This is a genomic window from Aliivibrio wodanis (assembly GCF_052920805.1).
The window spans coordinates 1,130,055-1,156,659 of sequence record NZ_JBREXA010000001.1; the positions used below are offsets into that span (position 1 = coordinate 1,130,055).

The 26,605-nt window shown below is 36.7% G+C and carries 23 protein-coding genes and 1 pseudogene; 8 read left to right on the plus strand and 16 right to left on the minus strand.

The window, feature by feature from the left end; all coding sequences use genetic code 11:
- Nucleotides 1-29 precede the first annotated feature (29 nt).
- Entirely contained in the window at nt 30-668 is a 639-nt protein-coding gene (locus ACU5DF_RS05220; RefSeq protein WP_446712069.1) for a 3'-5' exonuclease, read from the minus strand.
- Between the two features lie 147 nt (nt 669-815).
- Nucleotides 816-2,429, minus strand: a complete 1,614-nt coding sequence (locus tag ACU5DF_RS05225; protein ID WP_446712070.1) for an ABC-F family ATPase — start codon at nt 2,427-2,429, stop codon at nt 816-818.
- Nucleotides 2,430-2,755: 326 nt separating this feature from the next.
- Here ACU5DF_RS05225 and ACU5DF_RS05230 point away from each other — a divergent pair, with 326 nt between their 5' ends.
- Nucleotides 2,756-2,902, plus strand: coding sequence for a hypothetical protein (locus tag ACU5DF_RS05230; RefSeq protein WP_446712071.1), 147 nt, complete (start codon nt 2,756-2,758; stop codon nt 2,900-2,902).
- Between the two features lie 150 nt (nt 2,903-3,052).
- Complete coding sequence (locus tag ACU5DF_RS05235; protein ID WP_446712072.1) at nt 3,053-4,693, plus strand: methyl-accepting chemotaxis protein; 1,641 nt, start codon at nt 3,053-3,055, stop codon at nt 4,691-4,693.
- A gap of 104 nt (nt 4,694-4,797) precedes the next feature.
- Here ACU5DF_RS05235 and ACU5DF_RS05240 read toward each other — a convergent pair whose 3' ends face one another.
- The 7 genes from ACU5DF_RS05240 to ACU5DF_RS05270 all read right to left on the minus strand — a co-directional run bounded on the left by ACU5DF_RS05240 (nt 4,798) and on the right by ACU5DF_RS05270 (nt 11,154).
- Nucleotides 4,798-5,241: a TetR/AcrR family transcriptional regulator gene (locus ACU5DF_RS05240; RefSeq protein WP_446712073.1), complete on the minus strand. Its 444-nt coding sequence runs from the start codon at nt 5,239-5,241 to the stop codon at nt 4,798-4,800.
- Nucleotides 5,242-5,361: 120 nt separating this feature from the next.
- Nucleotides 5,362-6,342 carry an oxygen-dependent tRNA uridine(34) hydroxylase TrhO gene (gene trhO / locus ACU5DF_RS05245; protein ID WP_446712074.1) on the minus strand — a complete coding sequence of 327 codons (981 nt, stop codon included), beginning with the start codon at nt 6,340-6,342 and terminating at the stop codon, nt 5,362-5,364.
- Nucleotides 6,343-6,544: 202 nt separating this feature from the next.
- Entirely contained in the window at nt 6,545-7,996 is a 1,452-nt protein-coding gene (gene katE2 / locus ACU5DF_RS05250; RefSeq protein WP_446712075.1) for a catalase KatE2, read from the minus strand.
- Between the two features lie 62 nt (nt 7,997-8,058).
- Nucleotides 8,059-8,931: a patatin-like phospholipase family protein gene (locus ACU5DF_RS05255; RefSeq protein ID WP_446712076.1), complete on the minus strand. Its 873-nt coding sequence runs from the start codon at nt 8,929-8,931 to the stop codon at nt 8,059-8,061.
- Between the two features lie 217 nt (nt 8,932-9,148).
- The gene (locus ACU5DF_RS05260) at nt 9,149-9,931 is read right to left on the minus strand and encodes a substrate-binding periplasmic protein (RefSeq protein WP_446712077.1); all 783 of its coding nucleotides are present in this window, start codon (nt 9,929-9,931) and stop codon (nt 9,149-9,151) included.
- A 326-nt stretch (nt 9,932-10,257) separates the two neighbouring features.
- Nucleotides 10,258-10,797 carry a hypothetical protein gene (locus ACU5DF_RS05265; RefSeq protein ID WP_045103386.1) on the minus strand — a complete coding sequence of 180 codons (540 nt, stop codon included), beginning with the start codon at nt 10,795-10,797 and terminating at the stop codon, nt 10,258-10,260.
- Between the two features lie 225 nt (nt 10,798-11,022).
- Nucleotides 11,023-11,154, minus strand: coding sequence for a hypothetical protein (locus ACU5DF_RS05270; protein WP_446712078.1), 132 nt, complete (start codon nt 11,152-11,154; stop codon nt 11,023-11,025).
- Between the two features lie 41 nt (nt 11,155-11,195).
- Here ACU5DF_RS05270 and ACU5DF_RS05275 point away from each other — a divergent pair, with 41 nt between their 5' ends.
- Nucleotides 11,196-11,864: a Rossmann-fold NAD(P)-binding domain-containing protein gene (locus ACU5DF_RS05275; RefSeq protein WP_446712079.1), complete on the plus strand. Its 669-nt coding sequence runs from the start codon at nt 11,196-11,198 to the stop codon at nt 11,862-11,864.
- A 42-nt stretch (nt 11,865-11,906) separates the two neighbouring features.
- Here ACU5DF_RS05275 and ACU5DF_RS05280 read toward each other — a convergent pair whose 3' ends face one another.
- The 6 genes and pseudogenes from ACU5DF_RS05280 to msrB form a co-directional block, all read right to left on the minus strand.
- The gene (locus ACU5DF_RS05280; protein WP_045103384.1) at nt 11,907-12,122 is read right to left on the minus strand and encodes a hypothetical protein; all 216 of its coding nucleotides are present in this window, start codon (nt 12,120-12,122) and stop codon (nt 11,907-11,909) included.
- Between the two features lie 214 nt (nt 12,123-12,336).
- Nucleotides 12,337-15,447, minus strand: a pseudogene (locus ACU5DF_RS05285) (efflux RND transporter permease subunit).
- A gap of 3 nt (nt 15,448-15,450) precedes the next feature.
- Nucleotides 15,451-16,620 (minus strand): efflux RND transporter periplasmic adaptor subunit, encoded by a 1,170-nt coding sequence (locus tag ACU5DF_RS05290; RefSeq protein ID WP_446712480.1) that lies wholly within the window; start codon nt 16,618-16,620, stop codon nt 15,451-15,453.
- Nucleotides 16,621-16,875: 255 nt separating this feature from the next.
- On the minus strand, nt 16,876-18,159 hold the full coding sequence (locus ACU5DF_RS05295; protein ID WP_446712481.1) for a sensor histidine kinase: 1,284 nt from the start codon (nt 18,157-18,159) through the stop codon (nt 16,876-16,878).
- 2 nt (nt 18,160-18,161) lie between these two features.
- Nucleotides 18,162-18,848, minus strand: coding sequence for a response regulator transcription factor (locus ACU5DF_RS05300; RefSeq protein ID WP_446712080.1), 687 nt, complete (start codon nt 18,846-18,848; stop codon nt 18,162-18,164).
- 188 nt (nt 18,849-19,036) lie between these two features.
- Nucleotides 19,037-20,182 carry a peptide-methionine (R)-S-oxide reductase MsrB gene (gene msrB, locus ACU5DF_RS05305; RefSeq protein WP_446712081.1) on the minus strand — a complete coding sequence of 382 codons (1,146 nt, stop codon included), beginning with the start codon at nt 20,180-20,182 and terminating at the stop codon, nt 19,037-19,039.
- 228 nt (nt 20,183-20,410) lie between these two features.
- On the opposite strand from msrB, the gene ACU5DF_RS05310 reads away from it, so the two are divergent.
- From ACU5DF_RS05310 to gltS, 3 genes are all read left to right on the plus strand, one after another.
- Nucleotides 20,411-21,517, plus strand: coding sequence for a M20/M25/M40 family metallo-hydrolase (locus tag ACU5DF_RS05310; protein ID WP_446712082.1), 1,107 nt, complete (start codon nt 20,411-20,413; stop codon nt 21,515-21,517).
- A 245-nt stretch (nt 21,518-21,762) separates the two neighbouring features.
- Nucleotides 21,763-22,314, plus strand: coding sequence for a prepilin-type N-terminal cleavage/methylation domain-containing protein (locus ACU5DF_RS05315; protein ID WP_446712083.1), 552 nt, complete (start codon nt 21,763-21,765; stop codon nt 22,312-22,314).
- 234 nt (nt 22,315-22,548) lie between these two features.
- Nucleotides 22,549-23,772: a sodium/glutamate symporter gene (gltS, locus tag ACU5DF_RS05320; protein ID WP_446712084.1), complete on the plus strand. Its 1,224-nt coding sequence runs from the start codon at nt 22,549-22,551 to the stop codon at nt 23,770-23,772.
- Between the two features lie 79 nt (nt 23,773-23,851).
- Here gltS and ACU5DF_RS05325 read toward each other — a convergent pair whose 3' ends face one another.
- A complete protein-coding gene (locus tag ACU5DF_RS05325) occupies nt 23,852-24,373 on the minus strand; it encodes a YqhA family protein (protein ID WP_045103380.1) in 522 nt (173 codons plus the stop codon).
- A gap of 221 nt (nt 24,374-24,594) precedes the next feature.
- On the opposite strand from ACU5DF_RS05325, the gene ACU5DF_RS05330 reads away from it, so the two are divergent.
- Entirely contained in the window at nt 24,595-25,743 is a 1,149-nt protein-coding gene (locus tag ACU5DF_RS05330; protein WP_446712085.1) for a GGDEF domain-containing protein, read from the plus strand.
- 79 nt (nt 25,744-25,822) lie between these two features.
- Nucleotides 25,823-26,590, plus strand: a complete 768-nt coding sequence (locus ACU5DF_RS05335; RefSeq protein WP_446712086.1) for a DUF4344 domain-containing metallopeptidase — start codon at nt 25,823-25,825, stop codon at nt 26,588-26,590.
- Nucleotides 26,591-26,605 lie beyond the last annotated feature (15 nt).

The window sequence follows — 26,605 nt, forward strand, 5'->3', positions numbered from 1 at the left end:
TATTTTTAAAAAGAACGTTAATCTTCTTATTAACGACTCTTTTTCAAGAAATTCTCAATAGATGCTTTTGGCGTTTTTCCTATTTTCATCATTAAATCAAAACTTGGGTTTATAATGCCATGATCACGCTCTAACGCCTCTAATTGCACTAACCATAGTGAAGCGGTCACTTCAGCATCGGCTAATGCTCGGTGAAATACTCCATCATTTTCAATTTGATGATACGCGACTAAGTCACCCAATTTATGTGATGATGCTTCTTGAGTTAATCGTCTTGATACCAGTAATGAACAAGCAAAATCGCCGTCATAACCACGCTGAATTAATTCTAACTCACCATCTAAAAAACGCTTATCAAATGAGGCATTGTGAGCAACTAAATTACAGCCTTGGATAAAGTCAGCAAAATCATGCATGACGACATCACAGCTCGAAGCATCAACTAGCATTCGATTTGAAATACCAGTGTAATTCTCAATAAATGAGCTCACTCTAAAGCCCGGATTCATTAGACCTTGAAAACGATCAACCACTACGCCGTTTTCTAATTTAACCGCACCTATTTCTATTGCACGATCGCCTTGGTTTGGTGATAAACCTGTGGTTTCGAAATCGAGTACGACGACGGTATTTGCTGGGGCTGTTTTGTTAGATCGAATTACTGACACAAATGATTTCCAAATAAATAGTAAGAATTGAGTTACGTTAATAGTAATGATGACGTTGAAGCATATAGAATTAGATCAAAAAACGCGAGCTGATAACCAGTCTCGCGTTTTTAATTTGTTTAATACTTTCTTAACTTAGAGGTAAGCTTATTTAGTAATATTAACCTGTAGAATTTTAGTCTGGTGATCTAAGTACTCTTCATAAGTACCTTGAAAGTTCACTATTTTCTTATCTTTAACATCAATAATTTGTGTCGCTAGAGAAGAAACAAACTCACGGTCATGGCTTACGAAGATTAATGTACCAGTGTACACTTTTAATGCTTCGTTCAATGCTTCAATCGCTTCCATATCCATGTGGTTCGTTGGTTCATCCATAACAAGTACATTGATGTCTTGCATCATTAACTTGCCAAATAACAGACGGTTTTTCTCACCACCAGAACAGTTTTTAGCTTGTTTATTTGTATCATCAGCAGTAAATAGTAGACGACCCAGAATACCACGAACCATCAAGTCATCATGCTTAACTGTACGCCACTGAGAAATCCAATCAAAGATGCTTAGATCGTTATCAAAATCAGCGGTGCTATCTTGTGGGCAGTAACCAAAAGATGCATTTTCAGACCATTTAACAATACCTTCGTTTTGCTCTAGGTCATTCACTAAACAACGTAAGAATGTCGTTTTACCCACACCATTCTCGCCGATTACCGCTAGACGAGTGCCCGCTTCTAGTAATAAGTTACCGCCTTCAAACAGTACCCCATCATCAAAGCCGTGGCCTAAGTTTTCAAGCTCTAGTGCTTGACGATGCAGTTTTTTGCCTTCACCAAAATTAATTGATGGGCTCATACGACTTGATGATTTCACTTCATCTAGTGAAATTTTGTCCATTTTCTTTGCACGTGAACTTGCTTGTTTCGCTTTAGATGCATTAGCACCAAAACGGTTTACGAAGTCTTGTAGCTCACTAATCTCAGCTTCTTTTTTCGCGTTGCCGGCTAATAGTTGATCACGGATCAGGCTTGATGCTTCTAAGAAGTACTCATAGTTACCAGGGTAAATACGCAATTCACCGTAGTCGATATCAGCCATGTGTGTACATACAGAATTTAGGAAGTGTCTGTCGTGCGAAATGATGATCATTGTACATTTACGCTTGTTTAGCTCTTCTGCTAACCAGTTAATCGTATTAATGTCCAAGTTGTTGGTTGGTTCATCAAGTAGCAAGATATCTGGGTTTGCAAACAATGCTTGTGCTAATAACACACGCAGCTTCCAACCTGGAGCAACTTGCTGCATTAAACCAAAATGAAGTGATTCATCAATACCCGCTTGAATTAAGATATCACCAGCACGGCTTTCTGCACTGTAACCATCCATTTCAGCGAATTCACTTTCAAGTTCAGCTACTTTCATGCCATCGTCTTCACTCATTTCTGGTAGTGAATAGATGCGATCACGCTCTTGTTTGATTTCCCATAGTTTTTTATCACCCATGATAACAACATCAACTACGTTGTATTTTTCAAACGCAAACTGGTCTTGACTCAATACGCCTAACTTCTGTCCTGGCGTCATTGATACGTTGCCTGAACTAGGAGTCAATGCACCACTTAGAATCTTCATGAACGTTGATTTTCCGCAACCATTCGCACCGATCAAACCATAACGGTTACCGTTGCCAAATTTTGCTGAAATGTTTTCAAATAAAGGCTCTGCGCCAAATTGCATTGTGATGTTGTTTGATTGTATCAACGAAATAATTCCTAGGGTTTACTGACAAGTCATGATTGGGCTATAGAGAGCCACAAGATGAAAGACGAAAGTATGATAAATGAGAAAATCTAGCCGCGGATTATACAGAGATCTTGATCACATTGTCGAGAGATATGACGTTTTAATACACAATTAAAAAGCCCTTAATTATCACTAGTCGCTTTTTAAAACGCTTAAGTCTAATTATTCGCCAATAAATAATAGACGACGTCCATAAAAATTGTGTAATATCCTCTCAACAAAAAGTACAGGTACCATAAACAAACTGTTTATTGATGTAATAAATACCAATTAGGTTCAATGATATGAAAAAAATTTATACACAATCTTCTCTTACCTTTAAAGAAAAGGACCTGTTAGTAAAAGGATTTAAAGATACATACAAATTGAAAAAAAAAGCTAAAGATATCAACGCTGCTAAAAAACTTTCAAATGAAAAAGTCATTGTATAAAGTAAAAATATGAGTCAACCAAAAAGTTATTTTAATAACAGAGTGTTACTCCTATTAGTTTCATCAATTGGGTTATAACAATATTTTTTTGCCACAAAAAAGGACATCGTCCTCTATTTGGCTTGCATGCAATTAGGAGAGATAATAAAAATGTTAAAAACAATAAAAAATAAAATACTAGGATTATCGGTTTTACCACTTATCGGGATTAGTGTTCTAAGTATTTTTTTATCCTATGTGATCATTGATGAAATAACCGATAACGTTATTGATGTCATAAACAAAACAGAAATAGAGAGCCAAAAAAATAACTTACAAGATAACTGGGAAATCTTTGCTTCCTTCATTGAATTAGATATGACTATTGAAGATATCTTACCAACCGTAAATAATTCAAACTATGGCGATCATAGTTACTTTTTTATGGTTGATACAAGAGGAATTGTACTTGCCCATGGTGGAGATAGTAGCGCTATAGGTAAACCTGTAAGTAGTGGTGGACAATCAGCCGTCGCTATCGTTGCGAATTGTCGTTCAAAAGAAGGGTGCTATAACACCGTCCCTTTTAAAGATCCAAGTACAGGTAAATTAACCGATAAAATATACTTCTCTGTCTATATTGACCGATTAAATTCAGTGTTTATTACTGGAATAATCATGAACGACATTAAACAAAAAATTAATGCCATTGACGAGATAATGCTAAAAGTTAAAGATGAAAATCTTCTTACACTTCAATTACAAATGCTTGGTCTTACTCTTTTTGTTGCCGTTATTGCTTATATTATGTCGAACAAGCTATCAAGTCGCTTAACTGCACTAGTTAAAGAAGTTGATATGATCGCAGAAGGCGATGGGGATTTAACAAAAGAAATTGTTATTCAATCTAATGATGAAATTGGCGATCTTGGTCGTGCATTCAATAAAATGATCGCCTCTCTTCGTATTATGGTAGTTGACATTAAGAGTGCAGCAGAAACCATTGAAGACACAACATCAGAGCTTGATAGCCAAACTCAAAAAATTGCTGACAGTATGAACAACCAAATGCAAGAAACCGACATGGTCGCAACTGCAATTAACGAAATGAGTTCAAGCGCTCACAGTGTTGCTGAAACCGCATTAGATACAGCAAAAACAACAGAAGAAACCAATGGTAAAGCAAACCAAGCCATCACCATTGTTGAAAGTGCGAGTCAAAATATCTCTCAGATGATTGAAGATTTTGAGATAGCCAATAAACACATTATTGATCTGTGTAAAGAGGCTGAAAATATTGGTCAAGTAACCACTGTTATTGGGGATATAGCCGCTCAAACTAACCTTCTTGCTTTAAATGCTGCCATTGAAGCAGCTAGAGCAGGTGAACAAGGCCGTGGTTTTGCAGTAGTTGCGGATGAAGTTCGAGCACTGGCAGCCAGAACAGCAAGCAGCACAAAAGAAATTAACGATATGCTCAATCATCTTAATGCATTGGTTAACAGCTCTGTTCAAGCAATGAATGTGAGTAAAGAGCAGTGTTATAAAACAGAGAAAGATACTATTATGATCAGCCAAAATTTGACTGAAATTGTTCAATCAATGGCAAATATTAATGAGTTAAATTTATCTATATCTACCGCCTCTAATGAGCAAAGTACGGTATCCGAAGAAATAAACATTAACCTCTCTAAGTTACAAGATATTGCATCAAACTTAACCAATGGTTGTGTTGATACCACCACGAAAGTTCATGAATTACATTCAGAAAGTATCAATATCGTAAAACTAGTTGAGCGTTTTACCGTTTAATTAAAAATTAGTTAACTACTATATAAAACCCGAAATATCTCTTTTCGGGTTTTATATTATTGCCCAAAGCACAAAGAATGATTCACAACAAAAAATATACGGCTTTACAAATCGTTAAACTTACCACCATAGGTTGCATACCCTATCGCATAAAAAACAGTTTTTTCAACTTCTTCTCTATCACCCTGGATAAGATTCATTAATCCAGTCATACCTTCTCTACCATCAACCATAGCGCTGTGATTATGTATCATACGTCTTGCTTCAATATTAGTATCAATCACGCTCTTCCAAGATTCTAAGAATGCTTCAGGGCTTTCATAACAAAATAAAGCTCCTATTTTTTGACCAATAATCGGTTTGATAGCTTCGACGATATCTTCTTTACGTTTAAAATGAACATTAGTACCAGAGCGACTAATTCCCGCTCGAAGAGCAATATTAGAAAAGGTTAACTGATCATAACCGTCTTCTAAGACGATATCGATAGACACCTTAATTATCTTTTGCTTTGTACGTTCTGATTCTTCTCTACTTACTCTAGGCATTTAAATTCCTTACATCAAAAACATACTATACACACATCTTCTATTTTTTATCTAAGCTTTGTAAAAACGTAAATAAGGAAAATATTCATCTTTTTCTTTAGTCAAATAGATATCACTAAATTACTTAGAGGCTCTCTGTTGCTGCTTTCTCTCTTTCTTTTCTTGTTTACGTTGTTCAATCAACTTTGCAGCATCACCACCAACGTGAGTTTCCCCTCTTTCATTAGCCAACTGCACTTGTTTTTCACGCTCACGGAAACGAGATTTTTGCTCATCGCTGTGTTGATCAATACATTTAGGGCAACTTACGCCTTTTTCAAACGCATCAGATTGTTTGTCTTCATCTGTGATTGGCAAACGACACGCATTACACACATCGTAATGGCTTTTTTCTAGTTGATGATTTACAGCAACTCGACCATCAAACACATAACAATCGCCTTCCCATAAGCTGTTTTCTTCTGGCACTTCTTCAAGGTATTTTAGTATTCCACCTTCAAGATGGTACACCTCATCAAATCCTTGCTCTTTCATGTAAGCCGTCGACTTTTCACAACGAATACCACCGGTACAGAACATCGCTACTTTTTTATGCTTTGCCGGATCTAAATTCTCAGCCACATATTGGGGAAAATCACGGAATGTCTCTGTCTTTGGGTTAACTGCATGTTTGAATGTGCCGATATCCACTTCATAATCATTTCGAGTATCAACCAATAGCACTTCTGGATCAGAAATAAGTGCGTTCCAATCAGCTGGTTTTACATACGTGCCTACCACATGAAGAGGATCGATCCCCTCAACGCCCATAGTAACGATTTCTTTTTTTAACTTTACTTTGGTACGGTTAAAAGGCTGTACGTCATTAATTGATTCTTTATAAACCACATCCGCCAATCGGTCGTCTTTTTTAAACCAGGCTAATAAAGTATCAATGGCTTGGCGAGATCCCGCAACCGTCCCATTAATGCCTTCACTGGCTAAAAGTAGCGTTCCTCGGATCTGGTTATCTTCCATCACTTGAGTTAGAGGCTGACGTATTTCGGTGTAATCTTCTAATGAAACAAATTTGTATAACGCACAAACAATATATTGAGACATGGTAACTTTCCTTTTTTGCGAAGCTAGATCGTAAATCCAGAGCAATGAATATTTGCCTTAGCGGCTTATAATAGTTCGGGGAGTATAGCGGAGGTCTATCGATACAAATACAGACAGTTTTTGTGGTTTTTTAATCAAAAGAAATAAAAAACGCTAAGAAAAACTCTCAACGCTTTGATCTTTATTTAATTAGCTAAATAAATTACGAGTTAAATTCACTCACATCAATATCAAGTAATTTACCGATACCTTCGCCATAAGCAGGGTCTGCTTTGTAGCAATGTCTTAGGTGACGAAGTTGAATTTCTTTTGGCACGCCGTTTAAGTTACGCGCTGTGTTATCAAACAAAATATCTTGCTTTTCAGCCGTCATTAGACGGAATAGATCGCCCGGTTGTGAGAAGTAATCTTCATCTTCACGGTGATCCCAATGTGCTGCTGCGCCATCTAAGTTTAGTGGTGGCTCAGAAAAATCTGGTTGCTCTGCCCATTGGCCTTCGTTATTTGGTTCATAACCTAATGTACTACCGAAGTTACCATCAACACGCATTGCACCATCACGGTGGTAACTATGAACAGGACAACGAGGTGCGTTCACAGGAATGTGTTGGTGGTTTACACCTAAACGGTAACGTTGTGCATCGCCATACGCAAATAAACGGCCTTGTAACATCTTATCTGGAGAGAAGCTGATGCCCGGAACCACGTTTGCAGGGTTAAATGCCGACTGCTCTACTTCTGCAAAGAAGTTTTGAGGGTTACGGTTTAGTTCAAATTCACCCACTTCAATTAATGGATAATCTTTGTGTGGCCATACTTTAGTTAAATCGAACGGGTTGTAAGAAACCGTCGCCGCTTCTGCCTCAGGCATGATCTGCACTTTCAATGTCCATTTAGGGAAATCTTGATTATCAATACTTTCAAGCAAGTCACGTTGATGACTTTCACGATCATTACCAATCACGGCACCCGCTTCTGCATCAGACAAGTTTTTAATGCCTTGTTGAGAAACAAAGTGGAATTTCACCCAATAACGCTCGTTATCACTGTTGATAAAGCTAAATGTGTGGCTACCAAAACCATGCATATGACGGTAAGTCGCAGGAATACCACGATCACTCATCACGATAGTCACTTGGTGAAGCGCTTCAGGTAATGATGTCCAGAAATCCCAATTGTTTTTCGCGCTTCGCATATTTGTGCGAGGGTCACGTTTAACTGCATGATTTAAATCAGGGAATTTTAGAGGATCACGCAGGAAGAATACTGGCGTGTTGTTACCCACTAAATCCCAGTTACCTTCTTCGGTGTAGAATTTTAGCGCAAAGCCACGGATATCACGCTCGGCATCTGCTGCACCACGCTCACCAGCAACGGTAGTGAAACGTGCGAACATTTCAGTTTGTTTACCGATCTCAGAGAACAATTTTGCTTTTGTATATTTAGTAATATCATGAGTCACGGTGAATGTGCCGTAAGCGCCTGACCCTTTTGCATGCATACGACGCTCAGGAATAACTTCACGATCAAAATGCGCCAATTTTTCTAAAAACCATACGTCTTGAAGTAATTGAGGGCCACGTTTACCCGCAGTTTGAACATTTTGATTATGTGCGACAGGACAACCTGCTGCTGTAGTGAGTTTTTTAGTCATTTTTATCAATCCTTTAGTGCAATGGTTAAGCTATAAAATTTAAATACAAACCGTTAAAAGTATTAAACGCAAAAATGGCAGTTTTCAGTATTTAATCCAAATGTCCCATCACGACTAGACAAATGATTTAAGCCCGAGGATACACCCATTTTGTAACCTTCAATGAGTGTAGTAGATTTCATTGTAAGTCGTTTTACCGCAAATTCTTCTGGTGGGGCGATCACTCGAATCGTCGTACCTTCAGGAGGGTTTCGAATAAATTCCAATGATTGATTATAGTTTTCAGCCCGAACAAGCATTGCTTGCGCTATTTGAGGATAACGAACTAGTAGTTTAGTAATTAACCAAGAGGCTTTCGGTGCTTTCATTTGATAACTAAGCGGGTGAGACAAGACAACTGTAATGTCTCTTGCTCCTCGACGATAAGCTTCTTTTACTGGGATAGAATCAGCAACTCCTCCATCGGTATAACAACCACCAGAGAAGCAAGGTGTTGATCTATAAGCAATAGGAAGGGCCGTTGTAGCTTCAATAACATCATCTATATTATTTTCATTTACTTGATAATAATCAGCATTACCATTGTCTATATTAGTTACTGCGGCATACATAGGAATAGATGAAAATAATCGATTAAAGTTTAATGGTTGTCTTTTATTTGATTCATCAATCAACCATTTAACATCAATAAGATCACCACCACGAGCAAATCGAGTAAGATTAAAAAAACGTTTATGGGTAGCCAATTTAGTAATAACATCGAAACTGCGCAATGGAGACTCTGAAAGATATCCTAATAAATTCGATGCGCCTGCTGATACTCCTATAGCAAAATCATAAGGCATAAATTTATTTTTCATGAAAATATCAAGCACACCGCTAGCAAAAATGCCACGCATTGCTCCACCTTCAACTACTAATGCACTCTTCGCCATCTCTTTACCCTTCAATAAACTATGGGAATAGAGTAAACCTCCCAAAGAGTAAGAGATAATCGCTTGTACTTATAGCTGTGATTTATAAAACCTATCAAGTGTAATAATAGGTATTTCTAGGTTTACTAATAAATCATCATTTAAATGATAAAAGTCTACTGTATCTAAGCAGTATCTAAGTAGATTAATTCTTCTTAGAAAATGGATAGCATTAGGCCTATTTATCGTACAACTCTCTTTTTTGAGAAATAACCGACTCTCGTGTTTTGTCTATCGTTGTCCAAATCTGATCCACTAACTCAGGGTTAGATTGAGCAAATTCATGACTAAAAACTAAATAGTAATCTTTATTCATAATTGGCGGTTGTATCTGCTCAACATCATCCCATTTATTTTTTTTAATAAACTCGTCAGCCATGCTATCTTGCATTGCAATCGCTGATAAACGCTCAGTTCTCAACATACCAAAAAGTTGTGCTGTTGAATTTATTTCTTCAACCTCAAGAGCTTTCTTTTTTAGCTCGTTAACAATAGAAAAGCCCAAATTAGCACCAATTATTTTCTGATAATTTCCATTTACTTCACTTCCATCCCACATAAAAGGCTTCCCTTTAATTTTATAAAAATAATAGGCTAACGTTGCTATTCTTTTACTATTATCTGGTTGACCTTGGTGCATAGGATAAACTGCATACCGTGCTCGTTGTGAGTTATAGGAAAAAATAAAGGCACCATCGACTTTCCCTTCTTTTACATACTGTAAAACTCTCTTTCCTGGTAAGCGCATATAATCGATATCAATATTAAGTTGATTAGCAGCATTATTAATTACATCGACAGAAAGTCCCGGAGGATTTGCTATTTGATGTCCATTACCAGCTTGAAAAGGATAAGATTCAACATCAGAATAAGCGAGTTTAATTGTATCGGATGCCGATAAATAAGAAGAAAATAAAACAGTGATGGTAAAAAAATAACGGTGATTTAGAACTCTATACATACACAACTCCCTCTGTAACTTACTTGCTCACCTATAAAATAGAAAGGCTAATTTTAGTGTATGTTATGATTATAATTTATGCGAATAGAGAGACTAAAAATAAGAAGAAAATCATTAAGGCAATAGTAGTAAATGATCTATTTATTAAGCAGGAAAATCACTCAATAATAATGATCAGATAGTTAGTGGAATTGGTATTATTACTGGAGTTAGTATGAGTTTAGATTAATGTGAAAATTTACATTATAGATTCAAACAGCTTATTGCTAATGATACAAAAAAAGCGGCGAGCCTTATGCACCTTCACCGCTCATCATACCTATGACTTAAACCCAATTATCAGCGGTGATCTTATTTTCAAATAACCTTGAAAACAGTATGCCACGAATGTAATTATTAAATAAATCAAATTTAAAATCACATGCATCGATATGACTTAATTCAGAGTTAATTACTTTTTTTACATCTTCTTGATTTACCATACTCATGATGAAAGCTGGTATAGAGAAAGTATGAGTTACTGTTTTTCCACATTGGAAAATCAAATTTTCAAAACAAATATTAACCGCTTGATGTGCCTCTAATGGGATCGGCGATACATTCAGTAACGTTGAGCTCATTAAGTTAACTACATAGTCTGTGCGAGATTCTTTAATGTCTGAGCTTTGGCGTGCTTTTTCAATAAATGCTTTATTTTCAGCAATTAATAGCGATAGTAACTCTTGTGCCTCAGATGAGTTTTCACTGTATTTTAAAATATAGTCATAAATAACTTGGTCAATCATAACGTCTTGTTCATCATCACCATAGCTAATTGGTGTTGTTTGATTAAATGTATCTTTAGGAAATTTAATGTATGCACTCATGGGTAGTTCTCCAGTTCATTTTCTATCTTTGACTATATGCCTCTAAGCCAAAAATAAAATAAACACCGCCTTTCTCTTTACTCTATTGAACACTCACTCTCATTTTCAACACAAAAAGACCATATTAAAACAAAGGTTATATTAATTAAAATAAACTACATTTAAATCAATAAGATGCAAAAAATATAACCCTTCATTCACCTTTAACACTAACTATACAAATCTTTAGCTAAAGTCATTCATTTTAGGAGCAAACAATTTACCTATTACTTCACCATAAGTAGTAATTTCTCTTATCGCGGTATTATCAAACTTAAGATCAGATTTTTTACGCGGCTTAATGGTGTTAATATTCATTTAATCCTCTTTTCTTTAATTAACCAAAAAGTGAATATCTTATGTCTGATTCTTCATCCATTATTATTGCGGGCTCCACCGGATTAATTGGTCATTCATTATTATCACAAGCTTTAAAAAATGAAGCTTTTGATCATGTTTATAGTCTTAGTCGTAAGCCACTTGAAGAAAAAAGTAAGAAATTAACTCAATTAATCAGCCCTAATTTAGCCATACTCCCTGATAAAATGACGGCCTCTTTGCCTAACGTAGGCTTCATCACATTAGGAACGACGTTAAAACAAGCAGGGAGTAAAGAGGCATTACGAGCAGTAGATGTTTCTTTAGTGGTCGATGTCGCGCAAGCAATGAGTATTATTGGCGTTAAACACATTTATATTGTGTCATGTATTGGTGCATCCAATAAAGCATTATCACATTACTTGAAATATAAAGGAGAAATGGAGATGGCTGTTTCTACAATGAATTTTGAAAGTATCTCTTTTATACAGCCGGGGCCTCTATCGGGCTATCGTTCAAAAGAAAGAAGCGATGAGAAATTATTACAAACTGTAATGCAATTTTTTAATCCTATAATTAAAGGTTATCTATTAAATTACAAACCTATTGAAGGAGAGGTGGTAGCTAATTTCATGCTAAATATGGCTTTACATCATAAGAGTTCAGGAGTTCATAGGTACACTTCTAAAACCATCTTTGAAAGCCTATAAAATACAGATAATAAAGGGGATCGTATTAATTTTATGCAGCGTTTACTTATCACCTAAAAAAAATACCCTTAGATTTCCTTGCTTAGTTTCATTCACTGTTTGCTTTTCTGCAATCTCTACGCTGTCATCGATAATTTGTGGCTCATTGGCTATCTCTGCCTTTGAAAAATCGCTATGTATAGTAAAAAAAATAAATGCAATCCCAAAAAATACAATAATAAAAATTAAACTCAGTAATGTTAAGCCTCTAGCCTTCATAAAATATCCATTTATAGACTCAATTCAACGAGAAGATATTATCATTATCACTAATATTAAACGTATGATGCTTATCACTCTTTAATGCTACAACTTTATCAATAACCATAATTATAGAATAAGTATCATTTTTGATGCACAAAAATGGTCTCCAACATAGATACATCGAAGACCATTTACTAATCATCAGGTTATCGGTAAATCTAATCTATGATTAATTATCTGTACTATTTTTTGTTGATTTGAAAACCTTCAGAATTAAAACAAAAAACAATGGTGCGAAGTAAATAACAAGAAGCGTCGCAGCTATCATTCCTCCCATAACGGAAGTACCAATCGCATTACGTGCATTTGCCCCTGCGCCAGTACTTATAACCAGAGGCAGTACCCCTAATACAAATGCAAGTGACGTCATTATTATTGGGCGCAAACGCATTTCACACGCTTGAATCGTCGCATCTATTAAGTTCATGCCTTTTTCATATAACTCTTTCGCAAATTCAACAATAAGAATCGCATTTTTTGCAGTTAAACCGATAGTGGTAAGTACCCCAACTTGAAAGTACACATCGTTCTCAAGTCCTCTCATCATAATAGCGGCTAATGCCCCAAGAATACCCAGTGGTACCACTAAAATAATAGAAACTGGAATTGTCCAACTCTCATATAACGCAGCAAGACAAAGAAATACCATCAATATTGAGATCCCATATAAAATAGGCGCTTGGTTACCTGCTTCTAATTCCTGATATGACATCCCCGTCCAACTCACCTGAACATCACTAGATAACTCGGCGGCAAGTTTGTCTATCTCAGCCATGGCATCACCCGTGCTGTAGCCTGCGGCTGCTTCACCTAATATTTCGACGGCAGGATTACCGTTATAACGCATTAACTGTGGTGAGCCCTGCCCCCAATGTGATGAACTAAAAGCAGACAAAGGAACCATTTCATCTTTGTTATTACGCACAAACCATAGATTGAGATCTTCCGGTGTCATGCGATACTCTGAGTCTGCTTGAATGTATACTTTTTTAGAGCGACCTCGATCAATAAAGTCGTTTACATAAGAAGATGCCCACGCTATCGACAAGGATTTATTAATATCGGCGATCTCAATACCAAGCACTTTGGCTTTCTCATAATCAATATCAAAGAAAAACTGAGCATTATCTTCTAAGCCATTCGACCTTACTTTTTGTAATATTCTACTTTTGGCAGCTTTCTCTAATAATTGATTACGAACTTCAATTAAACCGTCATGACCAAGATTGCCAATGTCTTCAAGATAGAAATCAAACCCAGAAGCTTGGCCTAATTCTCGAATAGCAGGGCTACTAAACGCGAATATAGACGCTTTTTTATAGCCAGAGAAATGTCCCATCGTACGTTAAATAATCGAATCAACATCCGTTCCCGCTTCCGTTCTTTCTGACCAATCTTTTAAGCCAATGAAGCCCATCCCTGCATTTTGGCCTTTACCTGAGAAATTAAAACCAGCAATAGTAAATACCGATTTAACCGTATCCACTTCATTTTCTTCAAAATAGTTTTTTACATCGCCCATTACTTCGTTCGTTTCTTGTAATGTTGATCCCGTTGGTAATTGCACCATCACCATAAAATCACCTTGATCTTCACTCGGTAAAAAAGAACTAGGTAAGACATTATATAAGTAAGCAGTACCTGCAAATAACAATCCATAAATACATAGAAAACGAATCGGACGTAGCAATACATGATGAATTGACGCACGGTATTTCGCTAATAATTTATCAAACAGGCGATTAAATACCATGAACACTTTAATGTTCGATTCTTTATCAGCCGGTTTAAGTAAGGTGGCACAAAGTACAGGAGTTAGCACCAAGGCAACCAATACAGACAACACCATCGCAGATACAATCGTTAAGGAGAACTGTTGATATATAACCCCTGTAGATCCCGACATAAAGGCCATAGGAATAAACACAACCGCCAACACCATAGTAATACCAATCAACGCACTAGTGATCTGTTCCATCGATTTTTTAGTAGCTTCCAGCGGAGACAGATTTTCTTCATGCATGATCCGTTCTACGTTTTCGACCACCACAATAGCATCATCCACTAGCAATCCAATCGCGAGAACCATACCAAACATGGTTAACGTATTAATGGAAAAGCCAAGTACAGACATTATTCCAAAAGTACCCAATAACACCACAGGAACAGCAATGGTAGGAATTAACGTTGCACGCCAATTCTGTAAGAACAATAGAATAACAACAAATACCAGAGCGACGGCTTCAAAGAGTGTTTTTATAACTTCAGAAATAGACAAACGAATAAATTCATTATTATCTGTCGATTTAGCAAGAGATAATCCATCAGGAAATCCTTTTGATAATTGCGCGAGTTTTGCATCAACCGCCGCTTGTGTATCTAATGAATTGGCACCTGAGGCTAGTGTGATCGCAATACCAGAAGAGTCATAACCATTAAAAGTAGGGATAACACTTGTATCTTCACCAGCCAGCTCGACACGAGCAACATCTTCTAATCGAACCTGAGATCCATCTTCATCAACTTTAATTAATATATTTTTAAACTCATCAACCGTTGTTAATAGACTTTGTGCTGTTATGGTTGCATTGATTAATTGTGATGCTGTTGCTGGAGTTCCACCTAGTTGTCCTACAGTTACTTGGCTGTTTTGTACCGATACAGCAGCAGAGACATCTACTGGAGTTAAGTTATAACTGTATAATTTAGCAGGGTCTAACCAAATACGCATGGCATAAGATGGACCAAAGATAGTCACACTACCAACCCCACTCACTCGGCTAACAATGTCTTTAATGCTCGAGTTCGCATAATCTTGAATATCCGCAGCGCTCATACTTCCATCTGGTGAATAAATATTAGTCACAGACATAAATCCAGACGTACTTTTGGTTACCGATGTGCCTTGATTTTGTACCTCAGCTGGTAAACGATTACTCGCTTGTTGTAGGTTATTTTGCACTTGTACTTGTGCGGTATCAGGATCGGTATCGGCACTAAAAGTTAGGGTAATAGATGCACTGCCAGAAGAATCACTGATCGATGACATATAAAGTAGGTTATCCAGCCCAGTCATGCTTTGTTCAATAACCTGAGTTACACTGTCTTCAATCGTTTTTGCCGATGCCCCAGGATAAGATGCTGAAATAGTGATCGCCGGTGGTGCAATAGTAGGATATTGAGCAATAGGCAAATTTAAAATTGAAGCGATACCAGAGAGCATAATGATAATCGCGAGCACCCAAGCAAAAATGGGTCTATTAATAAAGAAATTAGACATGAATTAATCCTGCTCTAGTGAGTTAGGTACACTGCTATTGGATTTAATGCTGTCTTCTGTGTGGCTTTGTTGATTAGAGCTTTTATCACTATCAATAATGACGGATAAACTATTTTTCACTTTCATTAGGTTGTTAAGCACCACTTTATCTCCCGCTTCAAGTCCTTCTTTTACAACCCAACCATTGCCAACTTCATGACTTAACACGATTGTTTTTTTTACGATAATATTATCTTGATTCACAATATAAACAGAAGGAATACCCGATTGACTTCTAACAACCGATGATTGAGGAATAACAAGATAGTCACGCGCTTCTGGCATAGAAATATGAGCACGCACATACATCCCAGCTAACAATGCATTATCAGGATTTGGAATAATGGCACGTAACGTTACCGTACCAGTAGATCCTTCAACTTGAGTATCTGAAAATTCTAATTGGCCTTGCTCGCTATAAGTTGTGCCATCTTCTAGGGTAATGGAAACAGGAACGATAGGTCTTTGATTAATCATTGTTCGAAACTCTTGTTGCAGTTTATACAGTGAGACTGACGATTGTTTCATGTCTACGTAGACATTATCCGTTTGAATAATCGTAGTAATATAATCTGCTTGCCCTGCCGTTAATAAAGACCCTTCAGAAACCAGAGAAAAACCAGCATGACCTGAAATCGGCGCTTTAATTTGCGTATAAGAGAGTTCAATATTTGCATAATCTAACTCTGCTTGGCGAATCGCTACTTCTGCTTTTGCCTGTAAATAAGTAGAATCAGCTTCATCATAGAGTTGTTGGCTCGTCAGCTTTTTCTTTAATAAATTCGCATAACGCTTCACTTCTTTTTGAGCGATTTGTTGACTTGATAACGCTTTATTGAATTGAGCTTCAGCACTATTAACCGTTGATTGATATGTCGTAGGATCAATTTGAAAAAGAACATCTCCCGCCTCAACATAACCCCCTTCTTGATATAAACGACTTTGAATAATACCCGTTATTTGAGGACGAACTTCCGCTTTTTTAAAAGCAGTAATACGACCGGGTAGCTCCGTGGTTAATCTTAACGTAGAAGTCTCAAGAGTGAGGGTGTCAACATGAATGCTTTGAGTGGGTCTGGTGTTAAATTCTGCTTGCTCACTGCACCCAAATACAGTTAAAGAAAGTAAAAAAATGAAGGGGTTAACTCATTAGATAATTAGTAAGCACTTACCATTTAAAGTAAGAAAATGCCTATCTCTTTAAACATTTAATATGCAAGGTGAAGTGTAGTAGCGATATCGGGGGGGGTGACCAATTTGACGTCTTAAATGAGTCTGCAAATTTACTGACGATTCCTTAGAAATTTCATAAACATGGTACCCAAAACGCCACTAGCATAACGTCATTATCTTGATATAACGTTATGCTAGTGGCACTCTCATTATGACTTATCGGACGATCTTATGCTTGAGCGATACGTGATTAAATTCAACGCTAACATAGTAACCATTATCGGTTTTATTATTCTTGTATTTCCAACGTTGGTGTTTTATCAATCTCTCGGTCAATTCCAATCCTAGCCCAAAACCAAGATCTTCTTGAACAGTGTCATCGGCTTTGTTTTCATTAGTAATACACAAGTGGTGAGTCGATTGCTCAATGAGCACAATACCATCAAATGTATGCTGGAATGCATTACGAATAAGGTTAGTAATGATGATCCGACACAAGGCTTCTGGGAGCTCGTGCTCCGTATCATCAATCTTGATCATCACTTCGACTTCTTTACCAGTAAGAAGGTAATTAAGATCGCTGGCTAATTGCTGACTTAACTCTCCAGTTTTCACTGTTTTAAGTGGCAGTGGTTTACCTTGTTGCCTATTAAGCCACAATAAGGTTTCAGTGAGATCGGTCATGGTTAAACTTGCTCGTTCAATCCGGTCTAATACTATTAATTGTTTCTCACTAGTTACGCCTTTTTGGACCATTTTTTGCAGTAATTCAGTATTCGTACGAGTCACAGCTATCGGTGTTCGTAACTCATGGCTCGCATAACCTAAGAATCGCATTTCTCGCTCTAAGCTTTCTTGCACAGATCGTAAACTGGATTGAATAATCAAAGCCAAACTATCCAACTCATAATAGTGAAAATGAGGTATAGGCTGTGACAACTCTTCACTGTCTAATTGTTTTGCCCATATAATCAGCTTTTCAATTGGTGTCGCTACGTATCGTAAAATAAAAAAAGGCACCAATGAAAAAAAACCAATAGCGATGAGTGCGATAATAAAAATATACGAAAAGCTAGAATTAGAAATCGGTTTCTGTACCTTATCAAGTTCAGAATTGAACATGGATGAAATATAACGCGTTTCACCATTTCTTTTTATCATCATGACAAAGTACCCTTCAGTAGGCGGACCAAAGAGCGGAATACCAACAATATGCTTTAGTAATTCATTTTCGACTAATTCATTCTGATTAAAATGAGTTTGAATTTCGTTTGGAAGATCTTGCCAACGAGTTGTAACGATAAAATCGTTTATTTTATTAACCTTACCACTTTCTACTTTTTCTTTATACGCACTTACTGCCATCGCATTACTTTTAGAAAAATCGATACCTGCAACATAAAAATTAACACTCACTATCGACATCGCAATCACAGTTATCACCCCCGTAAGAACCATTGAGATTAAAAAGTACATTCTGAGGCTTGGACGTATCTTCATCATTAATCGATCTCTCTTCTTAATACAAACCCTCTTCCCACCAGGGTATGAATTAACTTATTTTCATATTCACTATCAACCACTTTACGTAACTTAAACATATGCACTTTGAGGCTATTACTATCTGGTTGATCATCCCCCCAAACACTCTGCATTAATTTCTCTCTAGAAAGCGGATTAGGACTTGCTCGCATTAAGGCGTCTAAAATTTTAAATTCGATTGGAGACACCTTGAGTGAAATCGTCTTTCTCTGTACCGTTTTTTCATCCACATTAAGTTCTAAATCAGCTACGATGAGTTTATTTATTTGTCCACTACGGCGACGAGATAATACTTGAGTCCGAACAATAAGTTCTTCCATTGCAAAAGGCTTAATTAAATAATCATCCGCACCTTTTGCAAATCCAGCAAGTTTATCCTCTAGTGTGTCTCTTGCTGTCAACATCAACACTGGTGTATCAATACCTTCTGAACGCATTGCTTCACACACCTTTAATCCACTCATTTTGGGTAAGTTAAGATCGAGAATTATCGCATCATACTTATTATTTTGAATCAAAGAGAAACCTGAAACTCCGTTCGCGGCATGATCACAATGAATATCTTCAAGTTCAAGATAGTCAATAATAGCTGTCGCTAAATCAATATCATCCTCAACTAATAAAAGCTGCAATTTATTTAATCCCATTTAATTAATCCTTAGATACTCTTATATGGCTTAACGTTCATAACGCTGACATTACCCAATTTACGTTGATACTGAATGATACTCAATGGTGGGTTAATTTTCGGTTAACAGGACCGTACTAAAAAAGCCCTCATGACATTCATCATAAGGGCTTTGTTTTTATCTCTATAAAGTTAACACATATCTAATTACGACGATTGATTAAACAGATACAAATACTCTCCATAACCTTCTTTTTTTAAATCTGCTTTAGCAACAAAGCGCATGGCAGCTGAGTTCATACAGTAACGTAGCCCTGTAGGTTTAGGTCCATCACTAAAAACATGCCCTAAATGGGAGTCAGCAAATTTACTGCGGATCTCGGTACGTTTACTGAATAATGCAAAATCATCTTCTTCGGTTATGTACGCTTTATTGATTGGTTTAGTAAAACTTGGCCAACCTGTACCAGATTTGTATTTATCTGTTGATGAGAACAAAGGCTCACCACTGACGATATCAACATAAATACCTTCCGCTTTATTATCCCAGTACGCATTATCAAACGGGCGTTCTGTTCCTTCTTTTTGTGTCACATAGTATTGTTTATCCGTCAGCATTTTCTTAATTTCTGATTCTGACGGTTTACTGTATTGCTTTACATTTTGAGCCATTTTGTGTTCATCAATATACTGACGTAATGTTTTCGGGTTATCTTCTCTATCGTCTCCAAATACAGAATCTAGGTATTTGTCACGACCTGACGCATTACGATAGTACTTATAACGAATAGGATTACGTTTGTAATAATCTTGATGGTAATCTTCTGCTAACCAAAACTTTTTAAACTCAATTAACTCTGTCGCTAATGGTTTTGGATAGACTTTCACGGTATCAATCGCATTCATAAACTCTTGAGCAATCACTTGTTGATCTTCATTATGGAAGAAAATAGCGGGACGATACTGTGGACCTCTATCAACAAATGAGCCTTTATTGTCTGTTGGGTCCATATGTCTAAATAGCTGATCAAGCACTTGCTCATAGCTAACAATTTTTGGATCAAACGTCACTTGGATTACTTCAATATGACCAGACTTTCCAGAAGACACCTGTTTGTAAGTTGGGTTTTCTAATGAGCCTCCGGCATAACCTGAGACAACATCCACCACCCCGTCTAACTTTTCTAAATCAGATTCAGTACACCAGAAACAACCTCCAGCAAGTGTGGCAACCTCATAGTCCCCTTTCATTGGCAGAGTCATATCTTCAGCGGTAGAAAAAAAACTTGTCATAGCAGCAAAAAATGAAGCAAACAGTAGAGCAACTGTTGTAATTTTTAATCGTGATTTCATATCAACCTCTTTATGGTTTCTTATTAATATAGTTATCAGAGTGATGTGAATCGAAAAAGTTGCAAAATATTATCAATTATTAATTCTGTGTTATAGCTTTTGGTTATTAAGATATAGCGCACGGATATGGTAGATAAGTCGGACGATTTATTGATTCAGTGCATCTTTTTCTGCGCTTTCTTTGGTTAGAGTAATCCTATTATTCCCTAGCAATAAAGAAGAAAAGTCATGACTCAAGTGAATCAAGAACGTTTAGTAAATCACTTCCTAGATATTGTTCAAATCGACAGTGAATCAAAAAATGAAAAAGCGATTGCAGAAGCACTTGCAGAACAACTAGGTGAACTAGGCTTTACCGTTACTAAATTACCCGTGCCTGAGCACGTATCAAATGGCTTTAATATTTACGCAAAATTAGAAGGCGAACTAGAGGGCAGCATTGTATTTAGCTCTCACATGGATACGGTTACTCCGGGCAATGGCATTGAACCTATCATTGAAGATGGCGTGATCCGCTCTAAAGGCAACACTGTTCTTGGTGGCGATGATAAATCAGGTATCTCTGCGGTAATGGAAGCGGTACGTGTAATTAAAGAAAATAACTACGCCCACAAAACGATTGAGTTAGCGTTTACTGTCTATGAAGAAGGCGGTTTACACGGCTCTAAAAACTTTGATATGAGCTATATTCAATCTAATCACGCTATCGTGTTAGATTCAGGCGGTCCTATTGGAACTATCATTACTTCTGCTCCTGGCCAACAAAACCTAAAAGTAACCATTACTGGCCGTCCAGCACACGCAGGTTTAGCGCCAGAAGAAGGTATCAATGCCCTAACAGTTGCCGCTGATGCTATTATGAATATGACACTTGCGCGTATTGACGAAGAAACAACAGCCAACATTGGTGTGGTTCATGGTGGCCAAGCAACCAACATCGTTATGCCAGAGCTGTACATTGAAGGCGAAGCTCGTTCTCTTGATGATGTGAAGCTAGCTAAACAAGTTGAGCACATGGAATCAACATTTAAAGCAGCGGCTGATAAGCATGGTGCTGAAATTGAGATTATCTCAACACGAGCTTATAACGCATATAAAATTGCTGACGAAAACCCACACGTAGCTAGCATTAAAGAAGCGTTTGAAAGCATTAACATCGAACCATTCACTAAACCAACAGGTGGTGGCTCAGATGCAAACGTATTTAATGAAAAAGGCCTAACAACGGTTAACCTTTCTACTGGTATGGCTAAAGTGCATACGACTGAAGAGTTTATTAAAGTCTCTGATATGGTTGATATTACTCGTTTCTTAACCGCGTATTTAACTCGTTAATATTTTTCGCTGTAATTTAAAGTAAACAAAAGAGCCACCCGAATGAAGGTGGCTCTTTTTTGTAAATGATGCTGGTGATTTTATTTTCCGATCATTATTTGTTGAAACAACAAACTGGTTTCACAAATAAAAAATAATGATGATGATGATGATGATGAAAGTATTAACAAATTGCCCCTGACACCCTATATTTATTTTATGAGTGGAACATATCTCATCAAGAAATGGATGTTAAGGAACGATATTTGAAAAATAAAGGATTTACGTTACTAGAGTTAATCATCACCCTCGTGATTTTGGGGATTCTTGCTGTTATTGCGTTACCTAAATTCATCAATTATAAAAGCAATGCTAACCAATCCCTCATACAAGGTGTTGGAGCGGCCATCAAAACAGGGCTAGATTTAGCAAACGCTCGAATTCAAATAGACAATGCTGATTCAAGTATTGATTACTTAGGTAATACGATTCAATTAACCGCAGGACAACCAACAGCAAGTGCGGGGACATTGCGTGCCCTTTTAGATATTGAAGTCCCAACCTCTTGGACAAGACTTTGGAAAACAGTTCCTTGTGCAGAACTTGAATTTTGTATTTTAGGCAATATGTATCCTGGAAAATCAAATTATGTGCCCGTTCCCGGTTATGATTTAACGGGGAGCTTTGTTGGCGAAAATAGAGTTGCCTATATTTGGCCAAAAGGTTACTTATTAGAAACCGATGGCTGCTATAGCTTTTACATTAACAACGCTTCCACTAACTCTGTTTATTCAGGCTCAATAACCGATGGCTGTTAGTACCATTACCCTATTTCCTTTATTCCTTCAACTCTCTGAAAAGAAGATCTCTTTAATTATTGTAATTAAACCATTTTTTATTGGCTGTTCATTTTCAGATCTATGCAATGAAACAGCAATTAATTAACAAATAAAAATAAGAAGCAGTTCACGAAATAACCTTATAGAAAAAAAGCCGTTATCAAACCCAGTTATGATGAGTTTTTACGATATTTTCATATTAAAGGATTATTTATGAACTTCGTTGACGGTGTATTACACATCGAGTCGTTTCTTGCTATTACACTTGGGATAATTGTTCTTTTCTTAGGTCGTCGATTAACACAGATGAGCTATTGGCTAAAAGAATTCAGTATTCCAGAACCTGTCTCTGGCGGTATTCTTGTTTCTATTCTTTTCGCCATTCTCCACTACGTAACACAGATTGATGTCTCTTTTGATTTAGCTACTCGAGATCTTCTACTGGTTTACTTCTTCACTACTATTGGCATTAACGCCAGTCTGAAAGATCTCTTTAAAGGTGGCAAACCTCTCATTATTTTATTAACCATCACCATCGGGTACATGTTTATTCAAAACCTCACAGGGATAGGGTTTGCTTTGATGCTTGATCAACCCGCTGTTTTTGGTTTATTAAGTGGATCTGTTTCTTTAATTGGTGGGCATGGAACCGCTATCGCATGGGCGCCAAAAATTGGAGAGCAGTTCGATTTAAATACAGCTATGGAGATAGGTATAGCAAGTGCAACCTTTGGACTTATTCTTGCCAGTTTAATGGGTGGGCCAATCGCAAAATACTTAATTAATAAACACAACTTAAAAGCTGATGAGGGTGAGAAAGTTGATGTCGGTATTCAACAAGACTCCAAACAAACCCGCATTACCTCTTATGACTTTTTAGACGCTATGCTCGCTATCCATATCTGTATTATATTAGGGGCAATCTTAAATGAAGTGGTGTCTGGGCTTGGATTAGATCTTCCTTTGTTCGTGAGTTGCTTATTTGCCGGTATTTTAATTTCTAATTTAATACCAGCCTCTTACCCTCGCTTAACGGGTACTCGTTGGCCAGCTCGTAAGCCAGCTGTCGCTCTGATTGCAGATATGGCATTAGGTGCGTTTTTATCAATGTCTCTAATGAGTATGCAGTTGTGGGCTTTGATAGATTTAGCTGGCCCTATCTTTGTCATTTTGGCTGCTCAGTTCTTTATTGCGATATGTATTGCCATCTTTGTTGTCTTCCCTCTTATGGGAAAAACGTACGATGCAGCGGTGGTTTGTGCAGGATTTGGAGGGATATCTCTGGGCTCAACCCCAACAGCGATGGCAAATATGTCAGCAGTAGCGCAGAAGTATGGTAATTCACATCAAGCTTTTATTATAGTGCCTTTGGTTTGTGCCTTTTTTATCGATCTCGCTAACGCTCTTATTATTCCTTATTTTATTAAAATGGTTTAATAATGCAAAAGACCCTTAATTCATCATGAACAAGGGTCTTTTATCTATTTACTTTTATTACCCATAGCTAACTCAGATCTTACTCTTTAGCTGATGTATCTTCTTCATGACCAAGACCTAAAAATTTCAGACCTAAACTTAATAGCAAAATTGATATTGGTAATACCATGATATCCCAAGATAAATTATTAATATTTACTAAGACGACCTCTAAAAATTTCACAAATAAAATAACAATAATTACTTCCGCCAAGACATTTTTCAAATGACCAATATTAGGTGTTTTAATCCACTTTAGTACGTATGTTGACGTATCTTTAGGGTTCTTATTTGAGATAAATAGAGTAAAAACACCATGTGAGAAAATAAACAGTACAAACGCGATTAAAAAGGTATCAAGAGATTTTATTAAATAGGAAATCGCGATATCTGATGTATCCATGTGAGCCAAGCTTTCATGAGGCACTTCATTAAATAAAAACACAGCAAAAGCGGTATAGGTTTTTACGGCTCCCATCACAAACAGTAGCAATGAACTTAATAAAGAGCAGATGATTGCAATCCACCCCATGTGACGAAACACATTAAACGCTTTCTTCATTATTTTTCTCCCTAATTGATGAATACAGTTTATCTGTTTTGTATACAGTAACAATATATTAAAATTGAATATTACTTTTACGTATTTGTAATAGTAATACTTAGATATGACTTATTTTTCTACACCCAAACTAAATTAACATTGAGCTAACATTTCTTTAGGTGGCATTAATCAGTATATGATACAGTTTGTTGAGCATTTACACTATTAATGGCCTTAGAATGGAAAAATCAGAGCTAAAGCAGCATATATTTCAATCAAAATTAAAAAAAAGCCTTGATGCCTTTCCATTTATTGCACTAAACCACTCTCTGATTGCCATTGCCTGCTTTTTTGTCTCTCAAGCCTATTTTTATCCTTCTTTAAACGCCTTTTATTGGTTTATCACTCTCTGCTCTGTCATTGCTTTACGCTTGCTGCAATTACAAATAATGAAAAAGCAATTAACAACGATAACTCAACAATCTTGCCTCAGCATTTTTTATTCTCTCTCTTCTTCAATGCTTGGGTTTGTCTGGTCTGGTGGGACGATTCTGGCAATGATGAAAGGCAACACCCATGTTGATATATCGGTAATTCTGATCTGTTGCGGTTTAGCTTTTGGTGGTGTGACCTACCATCTTAATAACCTGTTAGCTTTCAATGCCTACTTTTGGTCTGTTTTTATGCCCATCATTATCTATTTTATTTTTTGGGATAATCGACCTTTTGAAGCAGGTGTCCTTTTTACTACTGGGATTATCTATAGTGGCTTTTATGCCCGAAAGCTAAGTATTCAATCGCACCAATGGTTAGCTGAAAGCATTAAAAATGAGGAGTTGGTAAAACAGCTTTCAGAAGCGAATGAAAAGATCCAGTTACTGTCTGAAACCGACGCATTAACAGGGCTAAAAAACAGAACCTATTTTAACTCTCACAGTCAGACGCTATGGTATCAATGCATTAAAGAACACCGGTCTTTCTCTGTTATTTTAATTGATATTGACTACTTCAAGCCATATAACGACAATTATGGTCATATTTCCGGTGATGTAACCTTAAAAAAAGTAGCTGATGCACTAAAATCTATTGAACAAGAACATGATTCCGCCTTGCTAGCTCGTATCGGGGGTGAGGAATTTATTGTTTTGTTACCCAATTGCGATATTGATAGTGCGGTAACTTATGCTGAGAACTTACGTCTTAACGTCAGTAAATGTTGCATTCCTCATGTTTACTCACAATGTAATGATCACATAACGGTTAGTCTTGGTGTATCGACAACAATACCAAATATTGAAAAGAAGCTTATTACATTTATAGATATTGCCGACAATCAATTGTATAGAGCAAAAAAGTCTGGCCGTGATCGTGTCATGTATGAAGCATGATCAAGGAAGCATATTTTTGGATCCTTAACCTTTCCGTTACTATAATTGAATTATCTTCTACTTGTATAATGGATTAAATATGAAATCACAAATTAAATCACTTTCTCTTGCAACCTTATTATTAACAAGCATATATGTTAACGCGGCTCCCATATCCATTCAGTATTTACCACCAAGCACTCCCGAAGACGCAGTAACAGAAAAGTTCATTAAAGAAAGTAAAATAAACAATACGCTTAGCCAACTCTCTGAACATTATTTTTCATTCAATAGTGCTTTAACCATCCAATATGGAACCAAAGAAGGTCCTCTATACGATCCTGAAATTCATACCATTCAGATCCCTTATTCTTTCTATCAAGAGTCATTAAGCTATTTCTCTAAAAATAAATATCAAGAACGTTTTAATAAATCGCCACAATTAGGAGCCATTGATACCTTGCTGCACACGCTATTACATGAAGCAGGGCATGCTTATATTGCCGACCACAATATTCCAGTTTTAGGAAAAGAAGAAGATGCGGTCGATAATTTTGCAACCATATTATTATTAAATTATGTAGATAATGGTGATGATATTGCGATAAGTGCGGCAGATATGTTTGCATTTGAGTCTGAGGATAGACCTGATTACTACGATTTCGGAGAGTATATTGATGAACATAGTTTTGATTTACAGCGCTATTTTTCTACCTTATGCCTTGTTTATGGTAGTGATCCTGAAAAGCAAAGTAATTTACTGGATGAAGTCGAAAACGATTATTTGAAAGATAGAAAGGAGTTTTGCGAGTTTCAATTTGAATCATTAAGTCAAAATTGGGATCATTATTTTAAGTCCGCTAAGTAGTACCAATGGTTACAT

Bases quoted from the DNA above. Each gene is read 5' to 3' on its own strand.
- ACU5DF_RS05230 (WP_446712071.1), top strand. From the start codon at position 2,756: ATGAAAAAAATTTATACACAATCTTCTCTTACCTTTAAAGAAAAGGAC.
- ACU5DF_RS05235 (WP_446712072.1), top strand. From the start codon at position 3,053: ATGTTAAAAACAATAAAAAATAAAATACTAGGATTATCGGTTTTACCA.
- ACU5DF_RS05240 (WP_446712073.1), bottom strand. From the start codon at position 5,241: ATGCCTAGAGTAAGTAGAGAAGAATCAGAACGTACAAAGCAAAAGATA.
- trhO (WP_446712074.1), bottom strand. From the start codon at position 6,342: ATGTCTCAATATATTGTTTGTGCGTTATACAAATTTGTTTCATTAGAA.
- katE2 (WP_446712075.1), bottom strand. From the start codon at position 7,996: ATGACTAAAAAACTCACTACAGCAGCAGGTTGTCCTGTCGCACATAAT.
- ACU5DF_RS05255 (WP_446712076.1), bottom strand. From the start codon at position 8,931: ATGGCGAAGAGTGCATTAGTAGTTGAAGGTGGAGCAATGCGTGGCATT.
- ACU5DF_RS05260 (WP_446712077.1), bottom strand. From the start codon at position 9,931: ATGTATAGAGTTCTAAATCACCGTTATTTTTTTACCATCACTGTTTTA.
- ACU5DF_RS05265 (WP_045103386.1), bottom strand. From the start codon at position 10,797: ATGAGTGCATACATTAAATTTCCTAAAGATACATTTAATCAAACAACA.
- ACU5DF_RS05270 (WP_446712078.1), bottom strand. From the start codon at position 11,154: ATGAATATTAACACCATTAAGCCGCGTAAAAAATCTGATCTTAAGTTT.
- ACU5DF_RS05275 (WP_446712079.1), top strand. From the start codon at position 11,196: ATGTCTGATTCTTCATCCATTATTATTGCGGGCTCCACCGGATTAATT.
- ACU5DF_RS05280 (WP_045103384.1), bottom strand. From the start codon at position 12,122: ATGAAGGCTAGAGGCTTAACATTACTGAGTTTAATTTTTATTATTGTA.
- ACU5DF_RS05295 (WP_446712481.1), bottom strand. From the start codon at position 18,159: ATGAAGATACGTCCAAGCCTCAGAATGTACTTTTTAATCTCAATGGTT.
- ACU5DF_RS05300 (WP_446712080.1), bottom strand. From the start codon at position 18,848: ATGGGATTAAATAAATTGCAGCTTTTATTAGTTGAGGATGATATTGAT.
- msrB (WP_446712081.1), bottom strand. From the start codon at position 20,182: ATGAAATCACGATTAAAAATTACAACAGTTGCTCTACTGTTTGCTTCA.
- ACU5DF_RS05310 (WP_446712082.1), top strand. From the start codon at position 20,411: ATGACTCAAGTGAATCAAGAACGTTTAGTAAATCACTTCCTAGATATT.
- gltS (WP_446712084.1), top strand. From the start codon at position 22,549: ATGAACTTCGTTGACGGTGTATTACACATCGAGTCGTTTCTTGCTATT.
- ACU5DF_RS05325 (WP_045103380.1), bottom strand. From the start codon at position 24,373: ATGAAGAAAGCGTTTAATGTGTTTCGTCACATGGGGTGGATTGCAATC.
- ACU5DF_RS05330 (WP_446712085.1), top strand. From the start codon at position 24,595: ATGGAAAAATCAGAGCTAAAGCAGCATATATTTCAATCAAAATTAAAA.
- ACU5DF_RS05335 (WP_446712086.1), top strand. From the start codon at position 25,823: ATGAAATCACAAATTAAATCACTTTCTCTTGCAACCTTATTATTAACA.